This is a genomic window from Mycobacterium sp. 1274761.0 (assembly GCF_001668615.1).
In the GTDB taxonomy this organism is placed as follows: Bacteria; Actinomycetota; Actinomycetes; order Mycobacteriales; family Mycobacteriaceae; genus Mycobacterium.
This window is the reverse complement of record NZ_LZMC01000107.1, coordinates 1-14,926: the sequence shown is the minus strand read 5'-3', so window position 1 is coordinate 14,926 and position 14,926 is coordinate 1. Positions and strand designations below refer to the sequence as shown.

Genomic DNA, 14,926 nt, shown 5'->3' with positions numbered 1-14,926 from the left:
CGGCCAGGCGCCCCACGTCGCGACCGGGGTGGCGAGCGCGAGCGCCAGCCACTGCCAATGGTCGAACTGTAAGGCGGGCAGCATCGACAACAGCACCACGGGAACGGTGAGCGAAGCCGACACCAACAGGCGGGGCGTCCAGTTCGGCGCCGCGTGCGATTCGTGCTCGTCCACCGTGGGTACCTCTGCCGTGTAACCGGTTTCTTCGACCGCTGCGATCAGCGACTCGGGGGTGACGCTGGCTGGACAGTCGACCGTGGCCTGCTCGGTGGCGAAGTTGACGGATGCGACGACGCCGTCGAGTTCGTTGAGCTGCTTTTCGACGCGTGCAGCACACGATGCACAGGACATGCCGCCAATGGACAGGGTGACTTCACGCCGATCGGCGGCATTGGCGATGGACCTCATACTTGCACAGTATACCCGTAGGGGGTATAGGTAAAGCGAGCGACGGAAGGACCGGAACCAGCATGTGGAAGCCATCAATTCTCATCGCCGCGGCGGCGATCGCCCTGACGGCGGGGTGTAGCAGCAATTCTGAAACGCATCAGTCGGAACCCGGTGCGTCCGCGCCTGCGGCCGCCCAGGCCGAGCACAATCAGGCCGACGTCATGTTCGCCCAGCACATGATCCCACACCACCAGCAAGCGATCGAGATGAGCGACGTCATTCTCGCCAAAGGTGGCATCGACCCCCGCATCACCGACCTCGCTACCAGGATCAAGGCTGCGCAGGGTCCCGAGATCTCGAAGATGCAGGGCTGGCTGCAACAGTGGGGCAACCCGCCCATGCCGCCCATGTCGTCGGGCGACGGGCCTGGGTCGCACTCCATGAACGGCATGTCCGGGATGGGAATGATGTCGGCCGACGATATGACGGCGCTGAAGAATGCCCAGGGCGTCGAGGCCGGCAGGCTCTTCCTCACCGGCATGATCAAGCACCACCAGGGCGCCATCGACATGGCACAGGCGGAGATCGCCGACGGTCAGTTCGGGCCCGCAATCGACCTCGCGCGGTCGATCGCCACGACCCAACAGCAGGAGATCGACACCATGAAGGGCATCCTCGCAACGCTGTAGGGTCGTCGCCGTGCGGATCCTCGTTCAGCGGGTCATCTCGGCATCGGTGACCGTCGACGGGGAGGTCGTCGGCGCTATTCGCCCGCAGCGCCAGGGCCTGCTCGCACTCGTCGGCGTCACCCACGACGACACCCCGGACAAGGCGCAACGGTTGGCCGAAAAGCTGTGGCAATTGCGCATTCTGGACGATGAGAAGTCCGCGGCCGACGTCGGCGCGCCGATCCTGGTGGTCAGTCAATTCACGCTCTATGCCAACACCGCCAAGGGCAGGCGCCCCACGTGGAATGCCGCCGCCCCGAGCTCTGTCGCCGAGCCGCTGGTGACCGCGTTCGCCGAAGCGCTTTGCGCGCTCGGCGCGCATGTCGAAACCGGGTTGTTCGGGGCGCACATGGAAGTCGCGCTCGTCAACGACGGCCCGGTGACCGTACAGCTGGAGCTATGAGCGGTGTTCGCTATTGGTGAAAGCGTTCTCTGCTGCAGCGTAATGATGTAATCATGTAATCATGAGGCATCATCACACACAGGGTCGACGCTCTGGCCGCCCCGGCGGCTGGCAGCAGGCCTCCCAGCCCGACGCCGGGGACGCGGCTGAATGGTTCGCGGGTCGGCTGCCCGACTGGTTCGAGGGAGACCCGACCGTCGTCGTCGACCGCGAGGAGATCACCGTCATCGGACGGCTGACCGAGCCGGAGGGTGAGGAAAGCGAGGCACGGGCATCGGGCCGGGTGTCGCGGTTCCGCGAGGAGACCCGCGCCGAGCGCATGCACATCGCCGAGGAGGCGCAAGACAGATACGGCCGCAAGGTCTCCTGGGGCGTCGAGGTGGGCGACCCGCCGGAGCGAATTCTGTTCACGCACATTGCCGTTCCGGTGATGACGCGCCTGCGGCAGACCGAACGCCAGGTGCTCGACACGCTGGTCGACGCGGGGGTGGCGCGCTCGCGTTCCGACGCGCTGGCGTGGTCGGTCAAGCTGGTCGGCGAACACGCCGACGAATGGCTGACCAAGTTACGCGAGGCCATGCGCAACGTCGACGACCTCCGGTCGCAGGGTCCGCAGCTCTAGCCCACTCGCTGGACTCCGACGTAGGCCGAGCTCATCGCCGGCGACTGCGACAGCGGGTCCACGGGTTCGCCGTCGACGAGCAGGTTGCGGTTGGCGCCGAACGACTCGGGTGCCCCATCGCCGTGCGGATCGAAAACCCGTGAGCCCCAACCATGATCGACGACCACCACGCCCGGTTTCGGTCGCTTGTCGACGACGGCTTTTAGCTCGATCTCACCGACGGGCGAGAACACCCGCACCCGGTCGCCGTCGCTGATCCCCAGGTCCGCAGCGTCATCGGGGTTGATCAGCACCTCGTTCGTCTTGCCTGAGGGGTGCAGCCCGGGCAGTTCGTTGAGCCACGAGTTCATCGAGTGCCGGTTGCGCCGGTTGCCCAACTGGAACGGGTAGCCGTCCGGCGGTGTCGGATGCGGTTCGGCGAGAAGTTCGCGGGCGCGGTCCACGAATTCCGGGGGTGCGGCGTGCACCTTCTTGTCATCGGTTCGTAACGCGTCCCTGAAGTGGCCGAACTCACGCGGCCCCAGCACCCAGCCGTGCGGATGCGCCTTGATATCACGCCATTTGATTTTGCGGCCGTTGACTTTTCGCGCGGTCGCGACCACCAGCCGGTCGATCCAGTGCGGTCCGAACTCCAGCGCTGGTCTGCGGCTAGCGGCCGCCAGCCGCCGGGTGGCCTTGATGAAGGCGTTCATTCCCTTCGCGCGGAACAGGGGCTTGTTCATGGCGATCGCGAGGTCGACGAAGATGCGCCATTCCTGACGGGCGCCGGGTGGCGGCTCAACGGCCTTGGCCCCGAACTGCAGATACGGTTCGTCGTGCATGTTGCTGGTGAATGCCAGCAGATCGTCGCGTTCCAGCCAGTGCACGGCGGGCAGCAACCAGTGCGCGTGCCGATGACTTTCGCGTTGCACGAAATCGATCGCCACCAACAGATCCAGTTGGGCAAGAGCGTGATCGAGCTTCGCGCCGTCGGGCCCGGACACCACCGGGTTGCCGCAGTTGATCACCATCGCGCGGATCTGGCCGCGGCCCGGCGTGGTGATCTCGGCGGGGAGCTCGCTCAAAGCGTGTGCGCCCGCGACCGTTCCGCGGCCCAGCAACCGGCTCTTGTGTGGGTCTGCCTTGATCATGCCCGACAGCCGGATCGCGTCGACGTATCCGGGTTCGAAGCGGCGGCCACCGGGGCGGTCCATTCGGCCGGTGATCACGTTGAGGACATGACCAAGCCACTCGGCGATAGTGCCGGCGAGGTGCAGCGAGACGCCGGTGCGGGTAACGGCCATCGCTGCGCGAGCGGTGGCGAAATCCCGCGCCACCTTTTCGATATCGGCGCGCGCGATATCACATCGCGCCGCGAGGTCGTCGATGTCGACGTCGGCGACCAGGCTCCGCAGCTCGGGTACTCCGGTGGCCAGGTCAGTGCAGTCTTGATGATGCTCGAGACCTTCGTCGAGGATCACTTTGACCATCGCCAGCAGCAGCGCCCAATCCTGGCCGGGCCGCACCGCGAGGTGCACGTCGGCGTGCTCTGCGGATTCGGTTCGCAGCGGGTCGACGACCACGATCCGCGCGCCGCCCTTCTGCCGTTCGAGTGCCCGCCGCCATCCGCCGGGCACGGTCTCCAGCCAATTCCATGCGCTGACAGCGGGATTCGTACCCACAAGCAGGAAGTAGTCGCAGTTGTCGATATCCGACACCGGCGCCATCAGCATCGAGCCGTACATCGCCGAGGCGACGACGTGCATCGCGTTCTGGTCGACCGAGCCGACGAAGTACCGGTTGTGGGTGCCGATGCCGTCGAGCCAGCCGTTCATGAAGATGATGTTCGACGACGAGAAACCGGCGGGGTTGCCGTAGTAGATGCCTACCGCGTCGGGCCCATCGGCGTCGATCAGCGCGTTCATGCGTGCTGCGATGTCGCTGATCGCTTCGTCCCAGCTGGCCTCGACGTAGCGGTCGCCGACCCGGCGCATCGGGTTGAGGATGCGGCGCGGATGCTCGACGAGTCGGTGGGCGGTGCGGCCCTTGGCGCAGAAATCCTGCCACGAGTGCGGGTTCTGTTTGTCCGCCGATATCTTCGTGACGCGGTTGTCGTCGACCCTGACCTCGATGCCGCACGATGCCAGGCAGTACCGGCAGAACGTGTGCACCGTCGTGGTGCTCATGGGGGACATCCTGCCCAAAAACGCGCCAGAAATCTCGGGGTCAGGCCCGCGTCATCGACCAGTACTCGCCGCGGCGCGCCAGCAGTTCGGCGTGGCTGCCCCGCTCGACGATGCGGCCGTGCTCGATCACCAGGATCTGATCGGCGTCTCGGATCGTCGACAGCCGGTGGGCGATGATGAAGCTGGTGCGGTCGCGGCGCAGTTTCACCATCGCGTGCTGGATGAGCAGCTCGGTGCGGGTGTCGACTGAACTGGTCGCCTCGTCGAGGATCAGCAGTTGCGGACGGGCCAGGAACGCGCGGGCGATCGTGATGAGCTGTTTTTCGCCTGCGCTGATGTTGCCGCCGTCGTCGCTCACCCGGGTGTCGTAGCCGTCGGGCAGCGTGTGCACGAACCGGTCCACATACGCCGCACGTGCGGCCTCGATGACCTCGTCCTCACCGGCGTCGGGTCTGCCGTAGGCGATGTTGTCGTAGATCGTGCCGCCGAACAGCCAGGTGTCCTGCAGCACCATCCCGATCCTCGACCGCAGCGATTCCCGGCTGACGGTCGCGATATCCACGCCGTCGACCAGGATCCGGCCGGAGTCCACGTCGTAGAACCGCATCAGCAGGTTGACCAGCGTGGTCTTGCCCGCGCCCGTTGGGCCGACGATCGCGACCGTGCTGCCGGGCTCGGCGACCAGCGAGAGGTCCTCGATGACCGGTGTGCCCTCCCGGTAGGCGAAGTTGACGTGCTCGAACTCGACGCGGCCGCGCCGACCGTCGGGCGACTGCAAAGGCGCCGACTTGTCCGGCGACTCTTCCTCCGCGTCGAGAAGGTCAAACACCCGCTCGGCGCTGGCAACCCCCGACTGCAGCGTGTTGTACATGCCGGCGACTTGGGTCAGCGGCTGGTTGAACTGCCGGACGTATTGGATGAAGGCCTGAATGCCGCCCAGCGTGATCTGGCCCGTCGCCACCTGGATGCCGCCGACGACCGCCACCGCCACATAGCTGAGGTTGCCGATGAATGTCGTGGCAGGCCCGACCAGGCCGGAGAAGAACTGAGCCCCGCGGCTGGCGTGGTAGACGTCGGCGTTGCGCTCGCGGAACTGCTCCTCGGCCAATGCCCGGTGGCCGAACGTTTTGACCAAGGTGAAACCGCTGTAGGTCTCCTCGATGTGGGCATTCAGTCGGCCTGTGTTGCGCCACTGCGCGACGAACAGTCGCTGCGACCGGCGCGCGATCTCCCGCGTGACGAACAGCGACAGCGGCACGGTGACGACCGTCAACAGTGCCAGCAGCGGCGAAATCGTCAGCATCATCACCAGCACGGCCACCACCGTCAGCAACGAGGTCAGCAGTTGGCTGATCGTCATCGACAGCGACGACGAGATGTTGTCGATGTCGTTGGTCATCCGGCTGAGCACCTCGCCGCGCTGCCGCGTGTCGAAATACGACAACGGCAGCCGGTGCAGCTTGTTCTCGACATCGGACCGCAGCGCGACGATCATCCGCTGCACCACCACGTTCAGCAGCCGCGCCTGCACCCAGACAAACAGCGCGGCAACGAGATACAGCGCAAGGGCGAACAGCAATGTGTGTGCGATCGCCGTGAAGTCCACACCGCGGCCCGGCACCACGTTCATCCCAGACAACAGGTCGGCAAACGCATTGCCGCCGCGGGCTCTGGCCGCGGCGATAGCCTGCTCCTTGGTGAGACCCGCTGGCAGTTCACGGCCGATCACGCCGTTGAACAGCAGATCGGTGGCGTGTCCGAGGATGCGCGGGCCGGTCACGCCGATGACGATGCCTGCGGCGCCGAGCAGGATCACCGCCGCAGTCGGTCCGCGCTGCGGCGTCAACAGCTTCACCAGCCGGATGGCCGACCCCTTGAAGTCGCGGGAACGCTCTGTGGGCGCCTGCACCATGCCCCGGATCGGACGCCTCATCGATTGCGTCACGGAGCGCCCGCCGCGACCGATTGAGAATCCGCGAATTCGGCATAGGTGGGACAGTCGGTCAGCAGTGACTCGTGGGTTCCCGTGCCCACCACGGCGCCGTCGTCGACGACGACGATCTGGTCGGCCGCGGCAACCGTCGAAATACGCTGCGCCACAATGATCACCGTGGCCGAAGCGGCCACCTCGCTGAGCGCGGCGCGCACCTTGGCGTCGGTGTGCACGTCGAGCGCGGAGAACGCGTCGTCGAACAAGTAGACGGCTGGTCTGCGGATGACGGCGCGCGCGATCGCCAGCCGCTGTCGCTGCCCACCCGAGAAGTTGTTGCCCCCCTGCGCGACTGGCATGTCGAGTCCGTCGTCGTGCGAGGCGACGAAGCCGTCGGCTGAGGCCACCCGCAGCGCTTCCCACATCTCGTCCTCGGTCGCGTCGGCCTTGCCGTATCGCAGGTTCTCGGCGACCGTGCCGGAGAACAGGTAGCCGCGTTGCGGCACCAGCCCGATCGCCGACCACAGCTGTTCGGTGTCGTAGTCGCGGACGTCGACACCGTCGATGTGCACGGAACCAGACGTGGCGTCGTAGAGGCGGCAGACCAGCGACACCAACGTGGACTTACCCGAGCCGGTGGAGCCGACGATGGCGGTCGTCGTGCCGGGTTGTGCCGTCAGCGAAACATTGTGCAGCACAGGGCGATCAGCGCCGGGATAGCAAAAGGTGGCGTCGCGCAGGCTGACCGTGCCGCGAATCAACGGCGGGCGAACCGGGTGGGCGGGGCTGGTGATCGTCGGTTTGCACGACAGCACCTCGGTGATCCGTTCGGCGCACGCCGACGCCCTCGGCAGCAGCACCAGTATGAACGTCGCGAGCAGCACCGACATCAGGATCTGCATGAAATAGGACAGGAATGCGATCAGCGAACCCACCTGCATTTTGCCGTCATCGATCCGCAGCCCACCGAACCAGATCAGCGCGACGCTCGACACATTGATCACCAGCGTGGTGACCGGCAACATCAGCGCCTGCCACCGGCCCGCCGTCAGCGCGGTGTCCGCCAAGGCGCGGTTTGCTTCGGCGAACCGGTTTCGCTCGAACGGCTCTCGGGCGAAGGCGCGGATCACCCGGATGCCGGACAGCTGTTCGCGCATCACCCGGTTGATCTCGTCGATGAGCCGTTGCATCACGCGGAATATCGGCAGCAGGTGCGACACGATCCAGTAATTCGCCGCCGCCAGCACGGGCACGCTGACCAGCAGCAGCCACGCCAGCCCGGCATCCTGGTGCACCGCCATGACGATCCCGCCGATCGACATGATCGGCGCGGTGATCAGCATGGTGCACGTCAGCTGCACCAGCAGCTGCACCTGCTGGACATCGTTGGTCGTGCGCGTCAGCAGAGACGGTGCGCCGAAGCGCGCGGTCTCGGCGGCCGAGAAACCCGTCACGTGGTGAAAGATGGCCGACCGCAGGTCACGGCCGAAGCCCATCGCCGAGCGCGAGCCGAAGTAGACGGCCCCGGTCGCGCAGAGCACCTGCAGCCCGGTGACAGCGAGCATCACGCCGCCGAGCTCGACGATGGTGCCGGTATCGCCCTTGGCGACACCGTCGTCGATGATCGCCGCGTTCACCGTCGGCAGATACAGCGAAGCCAGCGTGCTGATCACCTGGACCACCGCGACGACGACGAGCAGCCAGCGGTACGGCCGCACATACTGCCGCAGCAGAGCCAGGAGCATCTCGCTACTTTCGCACACCTTGCCCACATGAACGTGTGGGCCTACGGGCGTTTTGGGGACAAAAAGAGCAGGTCAGCGTGTCTCTCAGGCTCGCCTTCATGGCTGCCGCTACAGTGTGCGCTGTGATCCCCAGCAACGTGAAGCGGCTGGCCGTGGTGGCGGCCGCCCTGGTTCCGGTGTTGGCGGCGTGCTCGTCGGGCTCCGACTCGTCCTCGCCGGACGCGCCGTCGAGTCCGACCGCGGCCCAGGGCGTCACCCACGGGCCGTTCTTCCCGCAATGCGGCGGCATCAGCGATCAGACGGTGGCCGAGCTGACGCGGGTCACCGGGCTGGTCAACACGGCACGCAACTCCGTCGGCTGCCAGTGGCTGGCCGGCGGCGGCATCCTCGGGCCGCACTTCTCCTTCACCTGGTACCGCGGCAGCCCGATCGGCCGCGAGCGCAAGACCGAAGAGCTGTCGCGCAACAACGTCGAAGACATCAACATCGAGGGCCACGACGGGTTTATCGCGATGGGTGACGATCCGACGCTGGGAAGCAACCTGTGTGAGATCGGCATTCAGTACGACGACGATTTCATCGAGTGGTCGATCAGCTTTTCTGAGAAGCCCTTCCCGGATCCGTGTGACGTGGCCAAGGAGTTGACCCGTCAGTCGATTGTGAACTCGAAATGACCGCCTCAACGCGCCGCTTCGCCGCGGCGGTCATCGCCGTGCTGACCGCGGTGACGCTGCTCGTCGGCTGTTCGCGCACCGTTGAAGGCACCGCCGCCAAGGCCGGTTCCGGCGATGTGCCGCGCAACGACAAGTCCGAGCGGCAGTACCCGAACCTGCTCAAGGAATGCGATGTGTTGACCGAGGACATCTTGGCCAAGACCGTCGGCGCCGATCCGCTGGACATTCAGAGCACGTTCGTCGGCGCAGTGTGCCGATGGCAGGCCGCCAACCCCGCAGGCCTCATCGACATCACCCGGTTCTGGTTCGAGCAGGGCAGCCTGGATAACGAGCGCAAGGTCGCCGACCAGTTGCAATACAAGGTGGAAAGCCGTGCCATCGCCGGCGTCCCGTCTATCGTCATGCATCCCAACGACCCCAACGGGGCCTGCGGGGTTGCCAGCGACGCCGGCGGCGTCGTGGGCTGGTGGGTCAACCCGCAGCAGCCCGGCATCGACGCTTGCGGGATGGCGCTCAAGCTGATGGAGCTGACGCTGGCCACCAGCTCCTAGCCCCGACGAGCGCTTGCGCGTGGGGGTACCCCCGGCCGCAGGCCAGGGGGAGAGCATCTAGCGGGGCACGTGGAAGGTGACCAGCGCGGCGCTGCTGAGCTCCAGCTGATCCCACCGCAGGGCGGTGCGCAGCACGGCGATGGCCGACGTTGGGAACTTCGTCGAGATGAGTTCTGCCGCAGTCGTATTGCTCCCGTCGGGGGTGGCCAGACCGAGCGCCACTGATGACATCGCCGGTTCGTGGCCGATCACCAGGAGGGTCTCCACACCCGCGTCGACGCGGTTGATCTCGCCGATCACCGCGCCGGGCGTCGCGTCATACAACCGGTCGAGGAAGGTCACCGGGGCATCGATGCGGGCCCGCTCCAGGGTCTGACGGGTGCGGGTGGCCGTCGAGCACAGCACCGCGTCGACGGCGGGGGAGTGGGTCCGCAACCAGTCGCCAGCCAGCGCCGCCTCTCGCACACCCCGCCTGGCCAGCGGACGCTCATGGTCGGCCACGCCCACCGGGTAGTCCGACTTCGCATGCCGAAGCAACAGCAACGTGCGGAGGTGGTCGCTCATGGGTTCACCGTAGGGCATGCCGACTCACCTCCCCGGAGTTGTCGGGCGCCGGACCTACACTCGCCACACCTGACAACGAACCGGCACGGAAGGGGGGTCGAGATGCGGTTTCTGCACACCGCCGACTGGCAACTCGGGATGACCCGGTACTTCCTCAATGGCGACGCCCAGCCGCGGTATTCGGCCGCCCGCCGGGATGCAGTGGCGGCGCTGGGCGCGCTCGCCGGCGAGGTCGGCGCCGAGTTCGTGGTCGTCGCCGGCGACGTGTTCGAGCACAACCAACTCGCGCCACGCGTGGTCAGCCAGTCGCTGGAGGCCATGCGGGCTATCGGCATTCCGGTCTACCTTCTGCCGGGCAATCACGACCCGCTCGACGCGTCGTCGGTGTACACCAGCGCGCTGTTCACCGCCGAATGTCCCGACAACGTCACGGTTCTCGATCGGAGGGGCGTGCGCCAGGTGCGTCCCGGCGTGGAGATCGTCGCTGCGCCGTGGACATCGAAGGCGCCGACTAGCGACCTCATCGCGGCGGTGATCGACGATCTGCCCGCAGACGGCACCACTCGCGTCGTCGTCGGACACGGCGCCGTCGACATCCTGGTGCCCGACAAAGACCGGCCCTCGCTCATCGAGCTGGCGGCCCTCGAGCGGTCGATCGCTCGCGGCGCGGTGCACTATGTTGCGTTGGGCGACAAGCACTCCCGCATGCAGGTCGGTGCGACGGGCCGCATCTGGTACTCGGGCTCGCCCGAGGTGACCAACTACGACGACATCGAACCCGACCCCGGGCATGTGTTGGTGGTCGACATCGACGAGGCCGACGCCGACCGTGCCGCGCGGGTCGAGGCGCGGCGGGTGGGTCGCTGGCGTTTCGTCACCCTCCACCATGCGGTGGACAGCGGCCGCGATGTGACCGACCTAGACATCAACCTCGATCTGCTGCCCGACAAGGAACGCACCGTCGTGCGGTTGGCCCTCACCGGCTCGTTGACCGTGACCGATAAGGCCGCGCTGGATGCCTGCCTGGACAAGTACGCGCGGCTGTTCGCGGCGCTCGGACTGTGGGAGCGGCAGTCCGACATCGCGGTGATCCCGGCCGAGGGCGAGTTCAACGATCTCGGCATCGGCGGTTTCGCCGCCGCGGCCGTCGAGGAACTGGTCGCCGCGGCGCGGTCCGACGGTGCGGACGCCGACGACGCCACTGCGGCCCTGTCGTTGTTGCTCAGACTCGTCGACAGGGGGGTGGCGTGAGAATCCACCGGTTGGTGCTGACCAACTACCGGGGCATCACCCACCGCGAGATCGACTTCCCCGACCACGGTGTCGTGGTGATCTGCGGCGCCAACGAGGTCGGCAAGTCGTCGATGATCGAGGCGCTGGACCTGCTGTTGGAGGCCAAGGACCGCTCGACGAAGAAGGAAGTCAAGCAGGTCAAGCCGACCCACGCCGACGTAGGTGCCGAGATCACGGCTGAAATCAGCACGGGCCCTTATCGATTCGTGTACCGCAAACGCTTTCACAAGCGTGCCGAGACCGCCCTGACGGTGCTGGCACCCCGCCGCGAACAGCTCACCGGTGACGAGGCCCACGACCGGGTGCTCGCGATGCTCGAGGAAACCGTCGACGTCGCGCTTTGGCAGGCGCAGCGGGTCTTGCAGGCGGCGTCGACGGGGGCGGTGGATCTGTCGGGTTGCGATGCGCTGTCTCGCGCCCTCGACGTTGCCGCCGGTGAGGCGGTCCAGCTTTCGGGCGCCGAGCCGTTGCTGGTGGACCGCATCGACGCCGAGTACCTGAAGTACTTCACGCCCACCGGCCGCCCGACCGGCGAATGGGCGGCGGCGACCAAACGCATGCAGGCCGCCGACGACGAGGTCGCCCGCTGTGCGGCAGCGGTCGCAGAGGTTGACGATGCGGTCCGGACTCACGCCTCCCTCACCGCAGAGCTCGAACAGCTCACCGCCCAGCGTGCGGAGGCCGTCGCGACGCTCACCGCCGCGCAGGCCGCCGCCGATGAGGTCGCGGCACTGACCCAGCAGCTCAAGCAGGCCCAGGTGGTCGTTGCGGCTGCCGACGCCACGCTGCAAGCCTCCGTCGCAGCACTGACCGACCGGCGTCGGCTTCAGGCCGACATCACCGACCGCACCGCCGCAGTCGCCGACCTGGAAAGAGCTGCTGCGCAGGCGCACGAAGAGGAGCTGATCGCCCGCGAGGTTCAAACTGCGGCCGAGGCGGCCGCCGAAGAGGCGCGTGCCGCCGTGGAAACCAGCCGCGACCGCGTTGAATCCGCGCGCCTGGCCGTCGAGCAGCTGTCGGCCCGCGACGAGGCCGACCGGCTGTCCGCGCGGTTGTCCAAGATCGACACCGCATTGCGTGAGACCCAGGAGGTCGAACGCGCACTCGCGTCGATCACCCTGACCGACGCGCTGATGCGCGACCTCGAGAGCGCGGCCGTCACCGTCGAGCGGGCGGTCGGGCACGCCGAATCGGCGTCGGCCCGCATCGAAGTCACGGCCGCGGCAGATGTCGACCTCATCATCGGCGGCCAGCCGGTCATGCTCGAGGCGGGCGGCACGTGGTCGGCGCACGCATCCGGCGCCACCGACATCGACCTACCCGGCGTGCTGACCGCACGGGTCGTGCCAGGCACCCCTGCATCCGATAGTCAGGCGAAACTGGATGCAGCACAACAGGTTTTGGCCGCCGCGCTGGCCGCTGTTGGCGTCGACGACCTCGCGGGCGCACGGGCGCTCGACCAACGGCGCCGCGAATTGGCCGGTGCCCGCGACCGATTGACGGCGACCACCGACGGCCTCATCGGTGACGACGACGTCGACGCGCTGTGGGGGCGGCTCGCCGAACTGCGCGCCCGCACGACCGCCGTCGCTCCGCAGCCGGCCGACTCGGCAACCGCACGGGCCGAACTCGACCAGGCCACCGCGGAACAGCAGAAGGCCATCGCTGATTGCGAAACCCACAGGAAGGTGGCCGAGGCAGCGGCAAAGACGTTGGGGGAGAGAGCAACTCAGGCTAGCGTAGCGCGCGAGAAGTTCACGGCGTGCTATGCGGAGCTGGTGGTGAGCCGAGATCGCCTGGCGCAGCAGCGCGCCGACGTTTCCGATGACGAACTGGTCGTCAAGGCCGAGGCCGACGGGGACAAAGCGCGCCGCGCTGCCGGCCTCGCCGCCGAGCTCACCGACGAACTCGCCCGCCGGGCGCCGCAATCCGTCGCGGCAACCCTCGACGCTGCGGCCCGCAGCGTCGACGCAATCCGCAAACGCCACGACGAGGTCGCCGACGCCCTGCGCCTGGTCGCCGCCCAGCTGAAGGTCTACGGCACCGAGGGTCGCAAGGGTCTGCTCGACGCGGCCGAAACCGAACGTGAGCACGCCGAGGCCGAGTTCTTGCGCGTACACCGGCGCGCCCGCGCCGCCGAGATGCTGCGCACCGTGATGGCGCGGCATCGAGACGCCACCCGGTTGCGCTACGTCCACCCGTTCCGCGCCGAGGTCGAGCGCCTAGGCCGCATCGTCTTCGGTGAGACCTTCGAGGTCGAGGTCGACAGCCGGCTGCAGATCTGCAGCCGCACGCTGTCGGGTAGAACCGTGCCGTATGAGTCGCTGTCGGGTGGGGCCAAGGAGCAACTCGGCATTGTCGCCAGGTTGGCGGGCGCGGCGCTGGTCGCTCAGGAGGACAGCGTGCCCGTCGTCATCGACGACGCGCTGGGCTTCACCGACCCCGACCGGCTGGTCAGGATGGGTGCGGTGTTCGACGCCGTCGGGGGCGAGGGCCAGGTCATCGTGTTGACCTGCAGCCCGCAGCGCTACCAGAGCGTCACGGCCGCACACCACATCGAACTGTCCGCATAGCGCCACGACACCTCACTACACTGCGGCGGATGGAAGCCGACTACATCGTCGTGGGAACCGGCTCAGCTGGATCGGTGCTCGCGAATCGCCTCAGCGCCGATTCGGCCGTTTCGGTCGTGGTGCTCGAGGCAGGTCCCAAGGACAAGAACAGGTTCATCCACATACCCGCCGCCTTCTCGAAGCTATTCCGCAGCGAGGTCGACTGGAACTACCGGACCGAACCGCAGAAACAGCTCGGCGGCCGCGAAATCTACTGGCCGCGCGGCAAAATGCTCGGCGGCTCGTCCTCGATGAACGCGATGATGTGGGTTCGCGGATTCGCCGCCGACTACGACGAGTGGGGCGCTCTCGCCGGTTCCGACTGGGACTTCGCCCACGTGTCGAAGTACTTCGCGAAGATCGAGGAGGGCCCGCTCGTCATCGCCCCGCAGCGCAGCCCGCGCAGCTCCACCACCGCATGGCTGAAGGCCGTCCAGGAATGCGGATACGCCGTCGAAAACCCCAACTGCGATGCGCCGGAAGGCTTTTGCCAGACCATGGTAACCCAGCGCAGGGGCGCCCGCTGGAGCGCCGCCGACGCCTATCTCAAACCGGCGCTGCGCCGGCCCAACCTGACGCTGCACACGGAGGCGACGGCCACCCGCGTGCTGTTCGAGGAGCGGCGGGCCGTCGGCGTCGAATTCCATCAGCTTGGCCAGCGCCGCGTGGTGCGGGCGCGCCGGGAGGTGGTGCTCGCCGGCGGCGCGGTGAACAGCCCGCAGCTGTTGATTCTCTCCGGCATCGGTGACCCGCCGCACCTCGGCCGACATGGCATCGAGGTCGTGGCCGATGCGCCGGAGGTGGGCCGCAACCTGATGGACCATCTCGCGGTGCCGTTGGGCTTCGACATCGCCGACGACTCGTTGTTCGCCGCCGAGAAGCCGCTGGAGCTCGTGAACTACTTGCTTCGTCGCCGCGGCATGCTCACGTCGAACGTCGGCGAGGCGTACGGCTTCGTGCGCAGCCGGCCCGACATCGAGGTGCCCGACCTCGAGCTGATCTTCGCTCCCGCACCGTTTTTCGAGGAGGGCATCGGTGACCCGTACGACCGGCACGCCATCGCGATGGGACCCATCTTGGTCAAGCCGCGCAGCCGCGGCACCATCACGCTGGCATCGCCCGACCCGCTGGTGAAACCGGCGATCGATCCGCAGTACCTCAGCGACGATGCAGGCGCCGATCGGGCGCGCGATACCACTGAGCATCCCGCTCAGCGCGGATGCCTGCGCGATTCGCGCGGTCATCTGCA

General features: G+C 67.3%; 13 protein-coding genes. 8 read left to right on the top strand and 5 right to left on the bottom strand.

Annotated features, from left to right (window positions below; translation table 11 throughout):
• A partial coding sequence (locus tag A5651_RS21645; RefSeq protein WP_197496724.1) for a cation transporter occupies positions 1-408 on the bottom strand: 408 nt, incomplete at its 3' end.
• Positions 409-470: 62 nt separating this feature from the next.
• Between A5651_RS21645 and A5651_RS21640 the strand changes: the two genes are divergently transcribed.
• From A5651_RS21640 to A5651_RS21630, 3 genes are all read left to right on the top strand, one after another.
• Complete coding sequence (locus tag A5651_RS21640; RefSeq protein ID WP_066985842.1) at positions 471-1,079, top strand: DUF305 domain-containing protein; 609 nt, start codon at positions 471-473, stop codon at positions 1,077-1,079.
• A 10-nt stretch (positions 1,080-1,089) separates the two neighbouring features.
• Positions 1,090-1,521: a D-aminoacyl-tRNA deacylase gene (gene dtd, locus A5651_RS21635; protein ID WP_066985839.1), complete on the top strand. Its 432-nt coding sequence runs from the start codon at positions 1,090-1,092 to the stop codon at positions 1,519-1,521.
• Between the two features lie 61 nt (positions 1,522-1,582).
• A complete protein-coding gene (locus tag A5651_RS21630) occupies positions 1,583-2,143 on the top strand; it encodes a hypothetical protein (protein ID WP_066985837.1) in 561 nt (186 codons plus the stop codon).
• On the opposite strand, the gene A5651_RS21625 is transcribed toward A5651_RS21630, so the two are convergent.
• Genes A5651_RS21625 through A5651_RS21615 form a run of 3 tightly spaced genes read right to left on the bottom strand, consistent with a single transcriptional unit; the run spans position 2,140 to position 7,983 of the window.
• On the bottom strand, positions 2,140-4,308 hold the full coding sequence (locus tag A5651_RS21625) for a molybdopterin-dependent oxidoreductase (protein ID WP_066985834.1): 2,169 nt from the start codon (positions 4,306-4,308) through the stop codon (positions 2,140-2,142). The genes A5651_RS21630 and A5651_RS21625 overlap by 4 nt on opposite strands.
• Positions 4,309-4,348: 40 nt before the next feature.
• Complete coding sequence (locus tag A5651_RS21620) at positions 4,349-6,241, bottom strand: ABC transporter ATP-binding protein (protein WP_066985848.1); 1,893 nt, start codon at positions 6,239-6,241, stop codon at positions 4,349-4,351.
• An 8-nt stretch (positions 6,242-6,249) separates the two neighbouring features.
• The gene (locus tag A5651_RS21615; protein WP_066985851.1) at positions 6,250-7,983 is read right to left on the bottom strand and encodes an ABC transporter ATP-binding protein; all 1,734 of its coding nucleotides are present in this window, start codon (positions 7,981-7,983) and stop codon (positions 6,250-6,252) included.
• 125 nt (positions 7,984-8,108) lie between these two features.
• Here A5651_RS21615 and A5651_RS21610 point away from each other — a divergent pair, with 125 nt between their 5' ends.
• Together A5651_RS21610 and A5651_RS21605 are read left to right on the top strand one after the other, a co-directional pair.
• Positions 8,109-8,657, top strand: coding sequence for a DUF3558 domain-containing protein (locus A5651_RS21610; protein WP_231988784.1), 549 nt, complete (start codon positions 8,109-8,111; stop codon positions 8,655-8,657).
• Positions 8,654-9,208 (top strand): DUF3558 domain-containing protein, encoded by a 555-nt coding sequence (locus tag A5651_RS21605; protein WP_066985828.1) that lies wholly within the window; start codon positions 8,654-8,656, stop codon positions 9,206-9,208. The genes A5651_RS21610 and A5651_RS21605 overlap by 4 nt, the downstream gene beginning before the upstream one ends.
• A 57-nt stretch (positions 9,209-9,265) precedes the next feature.
• Here the strand turns inward: A5651_RS21605 and A5651_RS21600 are convergent, their stop codons facing one another.
• Positions 9,266-9,772, bottom strand: coding sequence for a histidine phosphatase family protein (locus tag A5651_RS21600; protein WP_066985845.1), 507 nt, complete (start codon positions 9,770-9,772; stop codon positions 9,266-9,268).
• A gap of 102 nt (positions 9,773-9,874) precedes the next feature.
• Between A5651_RS21600 and A5651_RS21595 the strand changes: the two genes are divergently transcribed.
• From A5651_RS21595 to A5651_RS21585, 3 genes are all read left to right on the top strand, one after another.
• A complete protein-coding gene (locus A5651_RS21595; RefSeq protein ID WP_066985825.1) occupies positions 9,875-11,023 on the top strand; it encodes an exonuclease SbcCD subunit D in 1,149 nt (382 codons plus the stop codon).
• Complete coding sequence (locus A5651_RS21590; protein WP_066985822.1) at positions 11,020-13,638, top strand: ATP-binding protein; 2,619 nt, start codon at positions 11,020-11,022, stop codon at positions 13,636-13,638. The genes A5651_RS21595 and A5651_RS21590 overlap by 4 nt, the downstream gene beginning before the upstream one ends.
• A gap of 29 nt (positions 13,639-13,667) precedes the next feature.
• The coding region (locus A5651_RS21585; protein WP_156663105.1) for a GMC family oxidoreductase at positions 13,668-14,926 on the top strand (1,259 nt) is incomplete at its 3' end.

Excerpts from the sequence above, each read along its gene's own strand:
- A5651_RS21625 (WP_066985834.1), bottom strand. The coding sequence starts at position 4,308 with ATGAGCACCACGACGGTGCACACGTTCTGCCGGTACTGCCTGGCATCG.
- A5651_RS21595 (WP_066985825.1), top strand. The coding sequence starts at position 9,875 with ATGCGGTTTCTGCACACCGCCGACTGGCAACTCGGGATGACCCGGTAC.
- A5651_RS21640 (WP_066985842.1), top strand. The coding sequence starts at position 471 with ATGTGGAAGCCATCAATTCTCATCGCCGCGGCGGCGATCGCCCTGACG.
- A5651_RS21615 (WP_066985851.1), bottom strand. The coding sequence starts at position 7,983 with ATGCTCCTGGCTCTGCTGCGGCAGTATGTGCGGCCGTACCGCTGGCTG.
- A5651_RS21630 (WP_066985837.1), top strand. The coding sequence starts at position 1,583 with ATGAGGCATCATCACACACAGGGTCGACGCTCTGGCCGCCCCGGCGGC.
- A5651_RS21600 (WP_066985845.1), bottom strand. The coding sequence starts at position 9,772 with ATGAGCGACCACCTCCGCACGTTGCTGTTGCTTCGGCATGCGAAGTCG.
- A5651_RS21620 (WP_066985848.1), bottom strand. The coding sequence starts at position 6,241 with ATGAGGCGTCCGATCCGGGGCATGGTGCAGGCGCCCACAGAGCGTTCC.
- A5651_RS21605 (WP_066985828.1), top strand. The coding sequence starts at position 8,654 with ATGACCGCCTCAACGCGCCGCTTCGCCGCGGCGGTCATCGCCGTGCTG.